Here is a 16,069-nt window from a genome sequence, read left to right on the forward strand (position 1 = left end):
GCCCTTACCGGCCGTTACGCGACTTCACATCAGCGCAGTCAACAGGGTCTACAAGCGGGCGTTGAACGATCACAGAAGGCCGACAAGGAGTCCCTCATGCAAAAAATTCGTGTTCTCGCTACCAGCCTCGCAATCGGCGGCATCGCGCTGCTTAGCGGCTGCGTGGCCGTTCCTGGCGATCCGTACTACTCCGGCGGCTATTCCGAACCGTACTACTCCGACCCGGGTCCCGTGGTGGTGCCGGCGCCGGTCTACATCCAGGGTGGCGGCTACTACGACAACCGTCGCCCGTACTACGACCGCCGTCCTTACTACGACGGCCGTCGGCCGGCTTACCCGTACCCCGGCGTGCGACCCTCGTACCCGACGACCCGCCCGGGTTGGGGCGGTGGCCGTCCGCCAGTTGCCGTGGTGCCGCCGGTGCGACCCGGCGGGGGTGGCGTGCCCGGCATCACGCCCTCGCATCCGCAGCAGATGCCCCGCGGCCCTGCGCGGCTGTGGACCTCACCGGACTCGAAGGACAACCAAGGGGGTATCCCCTGATCGGGGCCTGAGGCTCTCGCGATAATCGCGCGATGGCCTTCCGCGAAATCCTCAAGATGGGCGACCCCCGGCTGCTGCGCACCGCGCAGCCGGTCGCCGCTTTCGACACCGACGAACTGCACCTGCTGGTGCGCGACATGTTCGAAACCATGCAGGCGGTCAATGGCGCCGGCCTTGCGGCGCCGCAGATCGGCGTCGACCTGCAACTGGTGATCTTCGGCACCGACACCGTCAATCCACGCTACCCCGACGCGCCGCCGGTGCCGCGCACCGTGCTGCTCAACCCCGTCATCACGCCGCTGGGCGATGAAGAGGAAGAGGGCTGGGAAGGCTGCCTGTCGGTGCCCGGCCTGCGCGGCGTGGTGCCGCGCTTCGCCCACATCCGCTACACGGGCTTCGACCTGTACGGCGACCCGATCGACCGCACCGCCGACGGCTTTCATGCGCGCGTGGTGCAGCACGAGGTCGATCACCTGTTCGGCAAGCTGTACCCGATGCGGGTGCGCGATTTCTCGCGCTTCGGCTACACCGAGGTCCTGTTCCCGGGCCTCGATGCGGCGGACGACGACTGAGTCGCCAGTCGCCTCTTCGCTTACTTGTTGTTGAGCCCGAAGCGGCCGCCGCCCGTGAGCGCGAGCGAGATCGCCGCGAACAGGAACATGCCTTGCAGTTCCAGTGCCCAGCCGCCTTGCCCGTTCAGCGCGCCGAGGTCCTTGCGGTGGGCCAACCAGATCGCCACGACCATGTTGATGGCCACGACCAGCGCGGCGGGCCGCGTGAACAGGCCGACGATCAGCAGCACCGGCGCCAAGATCTCGCCCACGTAGACCAGGTAGGCCAGCACCGCGGGCACGCCGTGCGACGCGAGCATGCCGCCGATGCCGTCGACGCCCTTGCCGACTTTGGCAATGCCATGCAGCAGGATGAGGATGCCCAGCGCAACGCGCAGGATGAGCTTGCCGGTGTCGTCGGACTTGACCATGGTGTGATTCCTGTTCGGGAGTGATGAAAGGGCCGTATGGTAGTGAAACTGGCCGCGCCGCCAACCGATCGCCCGCGAGCGGATCGACATATGTATCCAACGCAGGGTTCTTTGTCGTCGGCCTGCATCGCCCCGTACACTGCCTTTTGCCTACTGTTGAGGAGCACACACCAATGATGATGAAGAAGACAAGCACCCGATTCCGCCCGGCGCTGCTGGCCGCCGCTTCCGTTCTCGCGCTGGCCGCCGCGGCCCCGGCCTTCGCCGGCAAGACGCTCGACGCGGTCAAGCAGCGCGGCAGCGTCAAGTGCGGCGTGACCAACGGCGTGGCCGGTTTCTCGGCCCCCGACACGCAGGGCAACTGGTCGGGCCTGGACGTCGACACCTGCCGCGCGATCGCCGCGGCCGTGCTGGGCGATCCCAAGAAGGTCGACTTCGTGCCGCTGAACTCGCAGCAGCGCTTCTCGGCGCTGCAGGCCGGCGAGATCGACATCCTCGCGCGCAACACCACCTGGACGCTCACGCGCGACGCCTCGCTGGGCTTCAACTTCACCACCATCACCTACTACGACGGCCAGGGCTTCCTGGTGCCCAAGAAGCTCAAGGTGACGAGCGCCAAGCAGCTGAAGAACGCCACCATCTGCACGCAGTCGGGCACCACCAACGAGAAGAACGTGTCGGACTACTTCCGCGCGCAGAACATCCCGGTGAAGACCGTCGTGTTCGAGAGCTTCGAAGCCTCGTTCAAGGCCTTCTTCTCGGGCCGTTGCCAGGCCTTCACCACCGACGCCTCGGCGCTGGCCGGCCTGCGCAACAAGGAAGCGCCGAATCCCGACGACTACCTGATCCTGCCCGAGCTGATCTCCAAGGAACCGCTCGCACCGCTGGTGCGCCGCGGTGACGACGAGTGGTTCGCCATCGCCAAGTGGGTGCCCAACGCGCTCATCGAGGCGGAAGAGTTCGGTGTCACGCAGGCCAATGCCGACCAGCTCAAGGCCGGCAGCAAGGACCCGGCCCAGCAGCGCCTGCTCGGCGCCGGCGAAGACCTCGGCAAGCTGCTGGGTCTCGACAAGGACTGGTCGTACCGCGCCATCAAGGCCGTGGGCAACTACGGCGAAATGTTCGAGCGCAACGTTGGACCGAAGTCGGTGCTCAAGCTGCCGCGCGGCTCCAACAACCTCTGGAGCAAGGGCGGCCTGATCTACGCACCACCGGTGCGATGAGGCAGGAGGGCGCCTCGCGCCGCGGCGCCTGGCTGGCCTGGCTCGTGCAGGCCCTGCTGGTGCTGGCCGTCGTGGCCGGCGCCTTCTGGGTGGTGAACCATGCGCTTGAGGTGCTGCGCGCACGCGGCGTGCGCTCGGGTTTCGACTTTCTCACCGAGCCCGCGGGCTTCTCGATCAGCGAAGGCTGGCTCGACTTCGATGCCAGCCAGCCGTCGTGGCGCGCGTTCCTCGCGGGCCTGATCAACACCGTGCGCGCGGCCGTGCCGGCGGCCATCTTCGCGGTGGTGCTCGGCACGCTGATCGGCATCGGTCGGCTCGCGCCGCACGTGCTGCTGCGCGGCATCTGCACCGCCTACGTGGAACTGCTGCGCAACGTGCCGCTGCTGGTGCAGCTGCTGATGCTGGCTTTCGCGATGGCCAACCTGCTGCCCGATCCGACCGAGCCCGTGCACCTGCTGCCGGGCGTGTGGCTCAGCAAGGGCGGGCTCAGCGTTCCCTGGCCGGTGGCGGGCGAGGGTGGCGGGTGGCCCACACATTTCGAATGGCCTGAGCGCGGCGACTTCGGCGTGAGCGGCGGCGCCGCGCTGAGCCCGGAATACGTGACCATCGTCGCCGGGCTGTCGCTGTACTCGGCGGCCTTCGTCGCCGAGATCGTGCGCGCCGGCATCCTCTCGGTCTCGCAGGGGCAGGTGCTGGCGGGGCAGGCGCTGGGCCTGTCGCCGGTGCAGCAGCTGCGCATCGTGATCCTGCCGCAGGCGCTGCGCGTGATCGTGCCCTCGCTCACCAACCAGCTGCTGAGCCTCACCAAGAATTCGTCGCTGGCCGTGGCCGTGGGCTATCCGGAGCTGGTGTCGGTGGCCAACACCACCATCGGCTCGAACGGACGCGCCTTCGAGTGCATCGCGATCATCATGGCGGTGTACCTGCTGCTGTCGCTCGTGATCTCCTTCGGCATGAACCGCTACAACGCGCGCGTCGCGCTGCGAGGCTGGCGATGAGAAACGTCGCGCAAGGCCCCATCGCGTGGCGCAGCGAGCTGTGGGGTTCGCCGTTGCGTGCGCTGGCCACGGTGCTGCTGCTGGGCCTGCTGGCCTGGGCCGGCTTCCACGCGTTCGAATGGGGCGTGGTGCACGCCGTGTTCCGCCCCGACGCCGACGCCTGCCGCGCGGTGCAGCACGGCGCCTGCTGGGGCGTGGTGGCCGAGAAGTGGCGGCCCATGCTCTTCGGGCGTTTTCCGTACGAAGAGCAATGGCGCCCGGCCGTTGCCGTCGTCGTGCTGTCCGCGGTGACTGTGCTCAGCGCTTGGCCGCGCAGCTGGCGCTGGTGGCTGGCGCCGTTGTGGGGTGTGGCACTGCTGCTGTTCGTCGGGCTGATGCACGGCGGCGTGGCCGGGCTCAGCACCGTGCCGACCAGCCGCTGGGGCGGCCTGCCGCTCACCATCGGGCTGGCCGTGGTCGGGCTGGCGCTGGCCTTTCCGCTGGCGCTGCTGCTCGCGATGGGGCGGCGCTCCGAATGGCCCGTGGTGCGCACGCTGAGCGCGAGCTACATCGAGCTTGTGCGCGGCGTGCCGCTGATCTCGGTGCTGTTCATGGCCTCGTTCCTGCTGCCGTTGCTGTGGCCCGCGGGCTGGCAGCCCGACGTGCTGGTGCGCGTGCTCATGGGCCTCACGCTGTTCGTCGCTGCTTATCTTGCGGAGATCATCCGCGGCGGCCTTCAGGCCGTGCCGCGCGGGCAGACCGAGGTGGCGATGGCGCTGGGCTTCGGCCGCTGGCCGGTGCAGCGCGACATCGTGCTGCCGCAGGCGCTGCGCCTCGTGGTGCCCGCGCTGACCAACAGCGTGGTCGGCACGCTGAAGGACACCTCGCTGGTCACCGTGGTCGGGCTGTTCGAGCTGACCGGCGCGCTCGGGCTGGCGCTGGGCGGCGACCCGGTCTGGCGGCCGTTCTACCTCGAGGGCTACCTGTTCGTGGCGGCCGTCTACTGGCTGCTGTGCTTCGGGCTGTCGCGCTACAGCGTCTGGCTGGAGCGGCGCCTGGGCACCAGCTCGGCGTAGCCGGTCTGCGCATCGGGCTCGCGCGAGAAGCGCCATTCGGGCAGCACCGCGACGAGGATCTCCGCCGTGGTGCGCACCACGCAACCCGGCGCGGCATGGCCGCCCGACACCCGGCCGGCGCCGTCCGACACGCTGAGGTGCAGGTGCGAGCCGTCGGGCGACAGCGTGCCGGCGAGCGTGAGGATTTCAAGGTCGCCTTCGATCCGCGTTGCCGTCTCTGCGCCTGCGAAACGGATGCTCGCACCACGCAGGCTGCCGATGCCCGAGACCACGAAGGCCGCGTCGGCGATGCCGCTTTGCTTCAGCACGGCGTCGAGCACCGCGCGCAGGTCGTCGCCCGGTTGCAGGCGCAGCACCAGCGTGTCCATGCGCGTGCGCCTCGCGTCAGCTCGCCGACAGCGCCTTGTCGACCACCTGCTGCGCCTCGCCGAGGATGCGCGCGAGGTGGTCGTCGCCGAGAAAGCTCTCGCCGTAGATTTTGTAGATGTTCTCCGTGCCCGACGGTCGCGCGGCGAACCAACCGTTCTCGGTGACGACCTTCAGGCCGCCGATGGCCGCGCCGTTGCCCGGGGCGTGGCTCAGCACGTTCTCGATCTTCTCGCCGGCCAGCGTGGTCGAGGTGATCTGCTGCGGCGACAGGGCCGACAGGCGCTTTTTCTGCTCGGGCGTGGCGGGCGCGTCCACGCGGTCGGACACGGGGTGCCCCAGCGCCTGCGTCAGCTCGGTGAAGCGCTCGCCGGGGTCGCGACCCGTGCGTGCGGCGATTTCGGCCGAGAGCAGGGCGGGCACGATGCCGTCCTTGTCGGTGGTCCAGGCGCTGCCGTCGTGGCGCAGGAAGGTGGCGCCTGCGCTTTCCTCGCCGCCGAAGCCCAGCGAGCCGTCGACCAGCCCGTCGACGAACCACTTGAAGCCCACCGGCACTTCGTACAGCGGGCGGCCCAGCCGCGTCGCCACGCGGTCGATCATGCGGCTGCTGACCACGGTCTTGCCGACGGCCGCCTGCGCTGGCCAGTGCGGGCGGTGCGTGAAGAGGTAGTCGACCATCACCGCGAGGTAGTTGTTCGGCTGCATCAGGCCCGCGCTGCGCGTGACCACGCCGTGGCGGTCGTGGTCGGTGTCACAGGCGAAGGCGATGCCGAAGCGGTCTTTCAGCGCGACCAACCCGTGCATCGCGTCGGGCGACGACGGGTCCATGCGGATGCGGCCGTCCCAGTCGAGCGACATGAAGCGGAAGGTCGGGTCGACCGCCTGGCTCAGCACGTTCAGGCGCTGGAGCTTGTAGCGCGCGGCAATGGCGGGCCAGTAGTGCACGCCGGCACCGCCCAGCGGGTCGACGCCCAGGTCGATGGTGCCGCCGCGGATCGCGTCCATGTCGAGCACCTGGGCCAGGTCTTCGACATAGGTGTTCAGGTAGTCGTGGCGGTGCGTGGTGGACGCCTTCAGCGCCTGCGCCAGCGGCATGCGCTTCACGCCTTCGAGCTTGTTCGCCAGCATCCTGTTGGCGGCGGCTTCGACGGCGGAGGTGATGTCGGTGCCCGCGGGGCCGCCGTTCGGCGGGTTGTACTTGAAGCCGCCGCTTTCGGGCGGGTTGTGCGAGGGCGTGATGACGATGCCGTCGGCCAGACCGCTCGTGCGTCCGCGGTTGTAGACCAGGATGGCGTGCGACACGGCCGGCGTGGGCGTGTACTCGTCGTCCTTCGACAGCATCAGCTCGACGCCGTTGGCCGCCAGCACCTCGACCGCGCTGGCGAAGGCGGGCGTGGACAGCGCGTGCGTGTCGATGCCCAGGAACAGCGGGCCGTCGATGCCTTGCTGCTTGCGGTAGTCGCAGATGGCCTGGCTGATGGCCAGCACGTGCCATTCGTTGAAGGCGTCGTCGAACGAAGAGCCGCGATGGCCCGAGGTGCCGAAGGCCACGCGCTGGCTGGGCACGGCCGGATCGGGGCGGCCGGTGTAGTAGGCCGAGACGAGGCGCGGCACGTCCACCAGCAGATCAGACGGGGCCGGCTGGCCCGCGAGGGGATGGGAAGAGGTGCTCATGTCGAAAGCGGGTGATGAAAGGGAGCGCGCCGGCGTTGCCGTGCGCGGCCTTTCAGCATACGCCATGGCCGGGGGCGGCTTGCCGCCTGCGCGCCCGTTCACAGAGGTCCGCTTACAACCCTTTCAATGTGAGCGCCGCGTGCGGACCCGCTCCGGGCCGTCGCCCGTGGCCAGCCACCGGGCCGGCACCTCGAAGTACGCGGCGATGGCATGCAGGTGCAGGGTGCCTGCGCAGCTGTGGCGGTCGGTGAGCCAGCGGATCACGGTGGGGGCGCTGACGCCGCACTGTCGGGCGAGCTCGGATTTCCATTGAGGCTGCGATCCGGCGACGAGCGAGATCAGGCGGTCTTGAAAGCTGGCGTTCATGGTCGGCCCCCTTTGGCGACAACAGCGGTCGGCTCTGAATTTCCTCGAAACGCGCCAGGCACCCAACCCCTCCTTCGCAGGGGCTGGTAGTTTTTTGCGTGGAGGGTGATCTAGTTCCGACGCGCGGCGGCTGCACCCGTGGGCGCCAGCGTCAGAATGAGGGTGCATATCGGCCAGAAAGGCCGAAGGGGGTGTGCCATGAAAGTGATGACGCTGGACGACCACGCGTTGTTTCGCGCGGGCCTGCGCATGCTGCTGGAGAGCATGGAGCGCAGCGCCGAAATCTTCGAAGCCGCCACGGTCGACGAGGCCTGCGCCCTGGCGCTGCGCCATCCCGATCTGGCGATCTGCCTGCTCGACCTCGAACTGCGGGGCGAGTACGGCCTGGATGCGCTGGTGCGCCTGAAGGCGGCGGCGCCCGACATTGCGGCCGTGGTGGTGTCGGCCTCGACCGATGTCGACATCATCCGCGGCTGCCTGGAGGCGGGCGCCATGAGCTTTGTGCCCAAGAGCATGCCGGCCGACTTCCTGAAGCGGGCCTTCGAGACCGTGCTGGCGGGGGAGGTCTACCTGCCGCAGGAAATCCTGCGCCTGGGGTCGAAGAGCACTGCCAGGCCGACGCTCAGCCCGCGCCAGGCTGACACGCTGCACGGCCTGGCGCGCGGGCTGCCGACCAAGTCGATCGCGCGCGAGCTCGGCTTGTCCGAGCACACGGTGAAGGAGTACATCGGCACCTTGTTCCAGGCACTGGGTGTGCACAATCGCACCGAGGCCGTGATCACGGGCATCCGCCTGGGGCTGTTGTCGCCGCTGCAGCGCAAGGGGTCATGAGCGGGCCTCCGCGGGCGGCTAAGCTTCAGGCTGGTTTCAAGGAGCAAGACAAGATGCGCATGACGTTTGGCCGGCTCGGGTTTCTTCTGACGGCTGCGGCCCTGGCTGCGGTGCTCGCGGGCTGCGAGGCCCCGCCCAAGGACCGGCCGCTCACCTCCGAAGTGCCGGCGCCGCCGAGCTTCGCGCCCCCGCCCGAAAGTTGCCAGGCCCCGGAAGTGCGCTTTGCACTGGGCATGCAGGCGACGCGTCCGTTGCTGGAAGAGATGCGTCAGCGCGCCGGCGCGAAAACCGCCCGCACGGTGCCGGCCACGGCGCCGGCCGATCCGGCGCAGGATGCGACGCGCCTCAACGCACAGGTCGATCCCACGGGTCGCATCCTCGGCGCGTACTGCGGCTGAGCCGCACCCGCCAAGTCCGCGGCCTCACTGGGAGGCCAGCGCCTCCATCAGGTCGGTCTCGATGGCCAGCTGCGTCTTCTGTCCCTGAAGCTCCGGCCCGCTGATCAGGAAGGTGTCTTCCACCCGTTCGCCCAGGGTCGTCACCTTCGCCAGCTGCAGGTTCAGGTGATGCCGCGCGAGCACGCGCGCCACCGAATACAACAGGCCCGCGCGGTCGCTGGCCGAGATGCTGAGCAGCCAGCGCTGCGCCTTGTCGTCGGGCACGAGGCTGATGCGTGGCTTGATCGGAAAACTGCGCACCCGGCGTGACACGCGCCCCATGCTCGGCGCGGGCAGGGCGCCGGCCTCGGTGAGCGTTTGCGCGAGGCCCGTTTCGACCATGCTGATGAGGTCGCGGTAGTGGTCGGGCTGGAAGGTCGTCACGACCTGGAAGGTGTCGAGCGCGTAGCCGTTGCTCGTGGTGTGGACCTTGGCGTCCAGGATGCTGAACGAGGCTTGGTCGAAATAGCCGCAGATACGCGCGAAGAGGTCGGACTGGTCGGGCGTGTAGACCACGACCTGCAGCCCTTCGCCCACCGGCGACAGGTGCGCGCGCACGATGGGCAGCGCCTTCGGGTCGATGGGCACGTTCTTCGGCGGCACGAAGCGCGAGAGCTGCTTGGCGTGCCAGGCGATCTCGGTGGCGTCGTGGCGCATGAAGTAGCCGACGTCGAGCGTGTCCCACAGCGCCTTGTGCGCCTCGAAGCGCTGGGCGTGCAGGGCCAGCAGCACCAGGGCTTCGCGCTTGCGGGCCTCGACCTCGGCGTCCGGGTCGGGCATGCGCCCGCCCAGGGCGCGCAGGGTGAAGCGATACAGGTCTTCGAGCAGCTTGCCCTTCCAGGCATTCCACACGCGCGGCGAGGTGCCGCGGATGTCGGCCACCGTCAGCAGGTACAGCGCCGTGAGGTAGCGCTCGTTGCCCACGCGCTTGGCAAAAGCGCCGATGACCTCGGGGTCGCCCAGGTCCTGCTTTTGTGCGACCTGGCTCATCACCAGGTGCTCGGCCACGAGGAATTCGATGAGCTTGGCGTCTTCACGCGCGATGCCGTGCTGCTTGCAGAAGCGCTGCACGTCGCGCGCGCCGAGCGTGGAGTGGTCGCCGCCGCGGCCCTTGGCGATGTCGTGGAAGAGGGCGGCGACGTAAAGAATCCAGGGCTTGTCCCAGCCGGCCGCGAGCTGCGAGCAGCCCGGGTACTCGTGCGCATGCTCGGCGATGAAGAAGCGGCGCACGTTGCGCAGCACCATCAGGATGTGCTGGTCGACCGTGTACACGTGGAACAGGTCGTGCTGCATTTGCCCCACGATGCTGCGGAACACGCGCAGGTAGCGTCCCAGCACCGAGGTCTGGTTCATGAGCCGGAAGGCATGCGTGATGCCGTAGGGCTGCTGCAGGATCCGCATGAAGGTCACGTGGTTGACCGGGTCGTTGCGGAACTTGCTGTCCATGACATGGCGCGCGTTGTACAGCGCACGCAGCGTGCGCGCCGACAGGCCCTTCACGCCGATGGTCTTCTGGTACAGCAGGAAGGTCTCGAGCACCGCATGCGGCTCGCGCTCGTACAGGTCGTCGCTGGCGATCTCGATCAGGCCGGCGCGCTCGTAGAAGCGCTCGTTGATCGTCGTGGGCTGCTCGTCGATGGGCTGCAGCCGCTCGGAAATATTGAGCAGCAGGATCTGGTTGAGCTGCGACACCGCCTTGGCCGCCCAGTAGTAGCGGCGCATCAGCGCCTCGCTCGACTTGCGCTGCGACTCGCTCTCGTAGCCGAAGCTCGCGGCCACGGCGGTCTGCAGGTCGAACACCAGCCGGTCTTCGCGCCGGTTGGCGATCACGTGCAGGCGGGCGCGGATGAGCGAGAGCAGGGCCTCGTTGCGCTTGATCTGCTGCGCCTCGAAGGGCGTGGCCAGGCCGTTCTTGGCCAGGTCGTCCCAGCGGCTGCCGAAGCCGGCGGCCTTGCTCATCCAGAGGATGGTCTGCAGGTCGCGCAGGCCGCCGGGCGATTCCTTGCAATTGGGTTCGAGCGCGTAGGGCGTGTTGTCGAACTTCTGGTGGCGGTGCCGCATTTCCTGCGACTTGGCCACGAAGAAGGCCTGCGGGTCGATGGCCTGGGTGAAGCGGCGGCGGAAGGCCGCGAAGAGCTTCTTGTCGCCCGTGATCAGGCGCGATTCGAGCAGAGAGGTCTGGACCGTGATGTCCTTGGCGGCCTCGTCCAGGCACTCTTCGAGCGTGCGCACGCTGGAGCCGATCTCGAGGCCGGCGTCCCAGCACTGGCCGATGAAGGCCTCGATGCGGGCCGGCTCGACGCCGCTGTCCTGGCCCTCGGGCGGCAGCAGCAGCAGCACGTCGACGTCGGAGTACGGAAACAGCTCGCCGCGCCCGTAGCCGCCCACCGCGGCCAGCGCGAAGGCGTCGCCGAAGCCGGCTTCGTTCCACAGCGCGGTCAGCGTCTGGTCGGCCAGCGCCGAGAGCTGACGCAGCACCGTGTGGACGCTGCGGGTGGGCGCGCGTGCGAAGCGCAGGGTGTCGAAAAGGGCGAGCTTTTTCGCGCGATAGGCTTCGCGCAGCGTCGCCACGTCGATCTTGGCTGCTTCGATCACGGCGGGGGCGGGCTTCGGCGCGTCAGGTTTTGGTGGAGGTGACGAAGGCCGGCAGCGGCGGGCTGCCTTCGGAGAGCGTCAGCACCTCGTAGCCGGTCTCGGTGACGAGCACGGTGTGCTCCCACTGGGCCGACAGCGAATGGTCGCGCGTGACGATGGTCCAGCCGTCGTACTGGCCGCCCTTGAAGTCTTCCTTCACGTCGCGCTTGCCGGCGTTGATCATCGGCTCGATGGTGAAGATCATGCCGGGCTTGAGCTCTTCCATGGTGCCCGGGCGGCCGTAGTGCAGCACCTGGGGTTCTTCGTGGAAGCGCTGGCCCACGCCGTGACCGCAGAACTCGCGCACGATCGAGAAGCCCTGGCCCTCGGCGAATTTCTGGATCGCATGGCCCACATCGCCCAGGTGGGCGCCGGGGCGCACCTGCAGGATGCCGTGCCACATGGCCTCGAAGGTGACGTTGCACAGGCGCTTGGCGGCAATGGAGGCATCGCCGATCACGAACATGCGGCTGTTGTCGCCGAACCAGCCGTCCTTGATGACGGTCACGTCGACGTTCATGATGTCGCCCTTCTTCAGGGGCTTGTCATTGGGGATGCCGTGGCACACCACGTGGTTCACCGAGGTGCACAGCGACTTCGGGAACGGCACGCTGCTGGCGCCCATGTAGCCCACCGTGGCCGAGGTGGTGCCCTGCTTGACCATGTACTCGGCGGCCAGCCGATCCACGTCGTTGGTCGTGATGCCGGGCTTGATGAAGGGCGTGAGGTAGTCCAGCACCTCGGACCCGAGGCGGCAGGCGACCCGCATGGCTTCGATGCCTGCGGCGTCTTTGTAGGTAATGCTCATGCCCCGAATTATCCCATTCGGCAAGCTAAAATTCCGGGTTAACGCGGATGACCCCAGTCAGCGGCCTCCGCCTCGATTCCTTGATTCCCAACGCGGCCCCCGAGGCCCTCCATCGACCGTGACGCAGCCCGCACCTCAAGCCCTTCCTGTCGTAACCATGTTCGAGGGCGGCAGCGCACTCAGCGACTTCCGTGCGCGGCAACTGCTGCCGAAGCTGCAGGCCATCGAGCCGCGCATCGAGAGCATTTCGGCCCGTTTCGTGCACCTGGTGGTCACCGATGCGTCGCTGGGCGACGCCGACCGCGAGCGCTTTGCCGCGCTGCTGACCTACGGCGAGCCCTTCGAGGCCCCGGCGGCCAAGGCGAGCGCCTCGGTGGTCGTCACGCCCCGCCTGGGCACCGTGTCGCCCTGGGCCTCCAAGGCCACCGACATCGCCCACAACTGCGGCCTGGCGCTGCGCCGCGTGGAGCGCGTCACCCAGTACCACCTGAAGCTGAAGGCGCCGCTGATCGGCAAGGCCCCCGTGCTCGAGGGCGACGCACTGGCCGCCGTGGCCGGCCCGCTGCATGACCGCATGACCGAATCGGTGCTCGCCACGGTCGAGCAGGCGGCCAGCCTGTTCAGCGAACTGCCGGCCCAGCCGATGGCGCAGGTCGACGTGCAAACCGGCGGCCGTGCGGCCCTGGTGGCCGCCAACACCGGCTTCGGCCTGGCGCTGGCCGAGGACGAAATCGACTATCTGGTGGACGCCTTCACCCGCCTGGGCCGCAATCCCAGCGACGTCGAACTCATGATGTTCGCGCAGGCCAACAGCGAGCACTGCCGCCACAAGATCTTCAACGCCAACTTCACCATCGACGGCGTGGCCCAGCCGCAGAGCCTGTTCTCGATGATCCGCCACACCGAAAAGCAGAACCCGCAGCACACGGTGATCGCCTATGCGGACAACGCCTCGGTGATGGAGGGCGCGACCATCGAGCGCTTCATTCCGGCGAACGGTTCGGAGAGCTATCAAAAAGATAGCGCCCTGAGCCATGTGCTGATGAAGGTCGAGACGCACAACCACCCGACGGCCATTTCCCCGTTCCCGGGCGCCTCGACCGGCGCGGGCGGCGAGATCCGCGACGAAGGCGCCACCGGCCGCGGCTCCAAGCCCAAGGCGGGCCTGACCGGCTTCACGGTCTCCAAGCTCTGGCCGGAAGAGGGCCACTACGGCAAGCCCGAGCACATCGCCAGCCCGCTGCAGATCATGACCGAGGGCCCGCTGGGCGGCGCCGCGTTCAACAACGAATTCGGCCGTCCCAACCTGCTGGGTTACTTCCGCGAGTACGAACAGGCGGTGGCGAGCGACCTCGACACCGTGCAGCGCGGCTACCACAAGCCCATCATGATCGCGGGCGGCCTGGGCAGCATCGACGCCACGCAGACCAAGAAGATCCTGTTCCCGGCCGGCTCGCTGCTGATCCAGCTCGGCGGCCCCGGCATGCGCATCGGCATGGGCGGCAGCGCCGCCAGCTCGATGGCCACCGGCGCGAATGCGGCCGAGCTCGACTTCGACTCGGTGCAGCGCGGCAACCCCGAAATCGAACGCCGTGCGCAAGAGGTCATCAACCACTGCTGGCAGCAGGGCGCGGCCAACCCGATCCTGGCGATCCACGACGTGGGCGCGGGCGGCCTGAGCAATGCCTTCCCCGAGCTGACCAATGACGCCGGCCGTGGCGCACGTTTCGACCTGCGCGCCGTGCCGCTCGAAGAGTCGGGCATGGCGCCCAAGGAAATCTGGTGCAACGAAAGCCAGGAGCGCTACGTGCTGGCCATCGCGCCGGAGTCGCTCGAGCAGTTCAAGGCCTTCTGCGAGCGCGAGCGCTGCCCGTTCTCGGTGGTCGGCGTGGCGACCGAAGAGCGCCAGCTGCTGGTGGCCGACGAAGGCGCGGCGGTGCAGCCCGTCGACATGCCCATGGACGTGCTGCTGGGCAAGCCGCCCAAGATGCACCGCGACGTGAAGACCGTCGCCCGCAGCTTCAAGCCGCTCGACCTCACGGGCGTCGACCTGCAGAAGGCCGCCATCGACGTGCTCGCGCACCCGACCGTGGCCTCCAAGCGCTTCCTCATCACCATCGGCGACCGCAGCGTGGGCGGCCTGACGCACCGCGACCAGATGGTCGGTCCGTGGCAGGTGCCCGTGGCCGACTGCGCCGTGACGCTGGCCGACTACAAGGGCTTCGCCGGCGAAGCCATGAGCATGGGCGAGCGCACGCCGCTGGCCGCGCTCGACGCGCCGGCCTCGGGCCGCATGGCCGTGGCCGAGGCCATCACCAACCTGCTGGCCGCGCCGATCGAACTCTCGCGCGTCAAGCTGTCCGCCAACTGGATGGCCGCCTGCGGCGAGCCCGGCGAAGACGCCGCGTTGTACGAAACCGTGAAGGCCGTGGGCCTGGAACTGTGCCCGGCGCTGGGCGTGTCGATTCCGGTCGGCAAGGATTCGCTGTCGATGCGCACACAGTGGAAGGACAACGGCGAAGCCAAGAAGGTCACCTCGCCCGTGAGCCTGATCGTCACCGCCTTCGCCTCGCTGGCCGACGTGCGCGGCACGCTCACGCCGCAGCTCGACGCCACCGAAGACGACACCACGCTCGTGCTCATCGACCTGGGCCGTGGCCAGCACCGCATGGCCGGCAGCATCCTGTCGCAGACGCTGAACCAGAGCGGCGACACCGTGCCCGACCTCGACGACCCGGTGCAACTGGTCGCGCTGGTCAACGCCGTGAACGCGCTGCGCGCCGACGGCAAGATCCTCGCGATGCACGACCGCAGCGACGGCGGCCTGTTCGCCACCGCCTGCGAAATGGCCTTTGCCGGCCACGTCGGCGTGGCGCTGAACGTCGACATGCTCGTCACCGAAGGCGACGGCATTTCCGACAGCCGCATGGAAACCGGCGACGCCAAGAACTGGGCGCAGCAGGTCAGCGCGCGCCGCGAAGAACTCACGCTCAAGGCGCTGTTCAACGAAGAATTGGGCATGGTGCTGCAGGTGCGCACCGCCGAGCGCAACGACGTGATGCAGGTGCTGCGCGCCCACGGCCTGAGCACGCACAGCCACTTCGTCGGCAAGACGCGCCCGGCCAGCTCCACCATGGACGCGGGCAAGGGCAAGCTCGAAGTCTGGCGCGATGCCAAGTCGGTGTTCAGCGCCAGCCTGCACGACCTGCACCAAGTGTGGGATTCGGTCAGCTGGAAGATCGCCCGCGAGCGCGACAACCCCGCCTGCGCCGATGCCGAACACGCCGCGGCCGGCGTGCCGAACGACCCGGGCATGCACGTGTTCCTGCCGAACGCTCCGGTGGCTCCGGCCATCCTGCAGTCGCGCCCCAAGGTCGCGATCCTGCGTGAGCAGGGCGTCAACTCGCACGTCGAGATGGCCTATGCCTTCACCGAAGCGGGCTTCGAGGCCTTCGACGTCCACATGACCGACCTGCAGACGGGCAGGGCGGACCTGGCCGCGTTCAAGGGCGTGGTCGCCTGCGGCGGCTTCAGCTATGGCGACACGCTGGGCGCGGGCATCGGCTGGGCGCGCAGCATCACCTTCAACCCGAAGCTGGCCGAGCAGTTCAAGACCTTCTTCGGCCGCGAAGACACCTTCGGCCTGGGCGTGTGCAACGGCTGCCAGATGTTTGCCGAGCTGGCCGACATCATCCCGGGCGCCGAGGCCTGGCCGCGCTTCACCACCAACCAGAGCGAGCGTTTCGAGGCGCGCCTGTCGATGGTCGAGGTGCTCGAGTCGCCCAGCATCTTCTTTGCGGGCATGGCCGGCAGCCGCCTGCCGATCGCGGTGGCGCACGGCGAGGGCTACGCCAACTTCAAGCACCGCGGCGACGCGGCCAGGGCCATCGGAGCGATTCGCTTCGTGGACAACCATGGCCAGCCGACCGAGCAGTACCCGTTCAACCCGAACGGCAGCGCGGGCGGCCTGACCTCGGTCACCACGCCGGACGGCCGCTTCACCGCCGTGATGCCGCACCCGGAGCGCGTGTTCCGCAACATCCAGATGAGCTGGACCTCGGGCGACAAGAGCGACCTGAGCCCGTGGATGCAGATCTGGCGCAACGCGCGCAAGTGGGTGGGTTGATCGGGCGTCCTCAGGCCGTGCGAGCG

The 16,069-nt window shown here is 68.5% G+C and carries 14 protein-coding genes; 8 read left to right on the forward strand and 6 right to left on the reverse strand.

Going from position 1 to position 16,069, the window contains the following annotated elements; translation table 11 throughout:
* The first annotated feature begins 96 nt into the window (after positions 1-96).
* Complete coding sequence (locus VHAB30_RS10030; protein WP_159276938.1) at positions 97-543, forward strand: hypothetical protein; 447 nt, start codon at positions 97-99, stop codon at positions 541-543.
* 32 nt (positions 544-575) lie between these two features.
* The gene (gene def / locus VHAB30_RS10035; protein WP_070060694.1) at positions 576-1,115 is read left to right on the forward strand and encodes a peptide deformylase; all 540 of its coding nucleotides are present in this window, start codon (positions 576-578) and stop codon (positions 1,113-1,115) included.
* 20 nt (positions 1,116-1,135) lie between these two features.
* Here def and VHAB30_RS10040 read toward each other — a convergent pair whose 3' ends face one another.
* Positions 1,136-1,525 (reverse strand): DoxX family protein, encoded by a 390-nt coding sequence (locus tag VHAB30_RS10040; RefSeq protein WP_062471245.1) that lies wholly within the window; start codon positions 1,523-1,525, stop codon positions 1,136-1,138.
* Positions 1,526-1,704: 179 nt separating this feature from the next.
* On the opposite strand from VHAB30_RS10040, the gene VHAB30_RS10045 reads away from it, so the two are divergent.
* Genes VHAB30_RS10045 through VHAB30_RS10055 form a run of 3 tightly spaced genes read left to right on the forward strand, consistent with a single transcriptional unit; the run spans position 1,705 to position 4,801 of the window.
* Positions 1,705-2,748, forward strand: a complete 1,044-nt coding sequence (locus VHAB30_RS10045; RefSeq protein WP_159278318.1) for an amino acid ABC transporter substrate-binding protein — start codon at positions 1,705-1,707, stop codon at positions 2,746-2,748.
* On the forward strand, positions 2,745-3,746 hold the full coding sequence (locus tag VHAB30_RS10050; protein ID WP_159276939.1) for an amino acid ABC transporter permease: 1,002 nt from the start codon (positions 2,745-2,747) through the stop codon (positions 3,744-3,746). The genes VHAB30_RS10045 and VHAB30_RS10050 overlap by 4 nt, the downstream gene beginning before the upstream one ends.
* Entirely contained in the window at positions 3,743-4,801 is a 1,059-nt protein-coding gene (locus tag VHAB30_RS10055; RefSeq protein WP_159276940.1) for an amino acid ABC transporter permease, read from the forward strand. Before VHAB30_RS10050 ends, VHAB30_RS10055 begins: the two co-directional genes overlap by 4 nt.
* Here VHAB30_RS10055 and VHAB30_RS10060 read toward each other — a convergent pair.
* The 3 genes from VHAB30_RS10060 to VHAB30_RS10070 form a co-directional block, all read right to left on the reverse strand.
* Positions 4,756-5,169, reverse strand: coding sequence for a PPC domain-containing DNA-binding protein (locus tag VHAB30_RS10060; protein ID WP_159276941.1), 414 nt, complete (start codon positions 5,167-5,169; stop codon positions 4,756-4,758). The two genes, VHAB30_RS10055 and VHAB30_RS10060, sit on opposite strands and share 46 nt — an antisense overlap.
* 16 nt (positions 5,170-5,185) lie before the next feature.
* Complete coding sequence (pgm, locus tag VHAB30_RS10065) at positions 5,186-6,841, reverse strand: phosphoglucomutase (alpha-D-glucose-1,6-bisphosphate-dependent) (protein ID WP_159276942.1); 1,656 nt, start codon at positions 6,839-6,841, stop codon at positions 5,186-5,188.
* A 123-nt stretch (positions 6,842-6,964) separates the two neighbouring features.
* The gene (locus tag VHAB30_RS10070; RefSeq protein ID WP_062471259.1) at positions 6,965-7,207 is read right to left on the reverse strand and encodes a helix-turn-helix domain-containing protein; all 243 of its coding nucleotides are present in this window, start codon (positions 7,205-7,207) and stop codon (positions 6,965-6,967) included.
* 198 nt (positions 7,208-7,405) lie between these two features.
* Between VHAB30_RS10070 and VHAB30_RS10075 the strand changes: the two genes are divergently transcribed.
* Together VHAB30_RS10075 and VHAB30_RS10080 are read left to right on the forward strand one after the other, a co-directional pair.
* Entirely contained in the window at positions 7,406-8,038 is a 633-nt protein-coding gene (locus VHAB30_RS10075; protein WP_159276943.1) for a LuxR C-terminal-related transcriptional regulator, read from the forward strand.
* Positions 8,039-8,091: 53 nt separating this feature from the next.
* A complete protein-coding gene (locus tag VHAB30_RS10080; protein ID WP_159276944.1) occupies positions 8,092-8,436 on the forward strand; it encodes a hypothetical protein in 345 nt (114 codons plus the stop codon).
* Positions 8,437-8,460: 24 nt separating this feature from the next.
* Here the strand turns inward: VHAB30_RS10080 and VHAB30_RS10085 are convergent, their stop codons facing one another.
* Together VHAB30_RS10085 and map are read right to left on the reverse strand one after the other, a co-directional pair.
* Positions 8,461-11,070 carry a [protein-PII] uridylyltransferase gene (locus VHAB30_RS10085; RefSeq protein ID WP_159276945.1) on the reverse strand — a complete coding sequence of 870 codons (2,610 nt, stop codon included), beginning with the start codon at positions 11,068-11,070 and terminating at the stop codon, positions 8,461-8,463.
* Between the two features lie 22 nt (positions 11,071-11,092).
* Positions 11,093-11,917 carry a type I methionyl aminopeptidase gene (gene map, locus VHAB30_RS10090; RefSeq protein WP_062471267.1) on the reverse strand — a complete coding sequence of 275 codons (825 nt, stop codon included), beginning with the start codon at positions 11,915-11,917 and terminating at the stop codon, positions 11,093-11,095.
* A gap of 157 nt (positions 11,918-12,074) precedes the next feature.
* Between map and purL the strand changes: the two genes are divergently transcribed.
* The gene (gene purL / locus VHAB30_RS10095; protein ID WP_159278319.1) at positions 12,075-16,043 is read left to right on the forward strand and encodes a phosphoribosylformylglycinamidine synthase; all 3,969 of its coding nucleotides are present in this window, start codon (positions 12,075-12,077) and stop codon (positions 16,041-16,043) included.
* The last annotated feature ends 26 nt before the right edge of the window (positions 16,044-16,069 follow it).

This window comes from Variovorax boronicumulans, from assembly GCF_009811375.1.
In the GTDB taxonomy this organism is placed as follows: Bacteria; Pseudomonadota; Gammaproteobacteria; order Burkholderiales; family Burkholderiaceae_C; genus Variovorax; species Variovorax boronicumulans.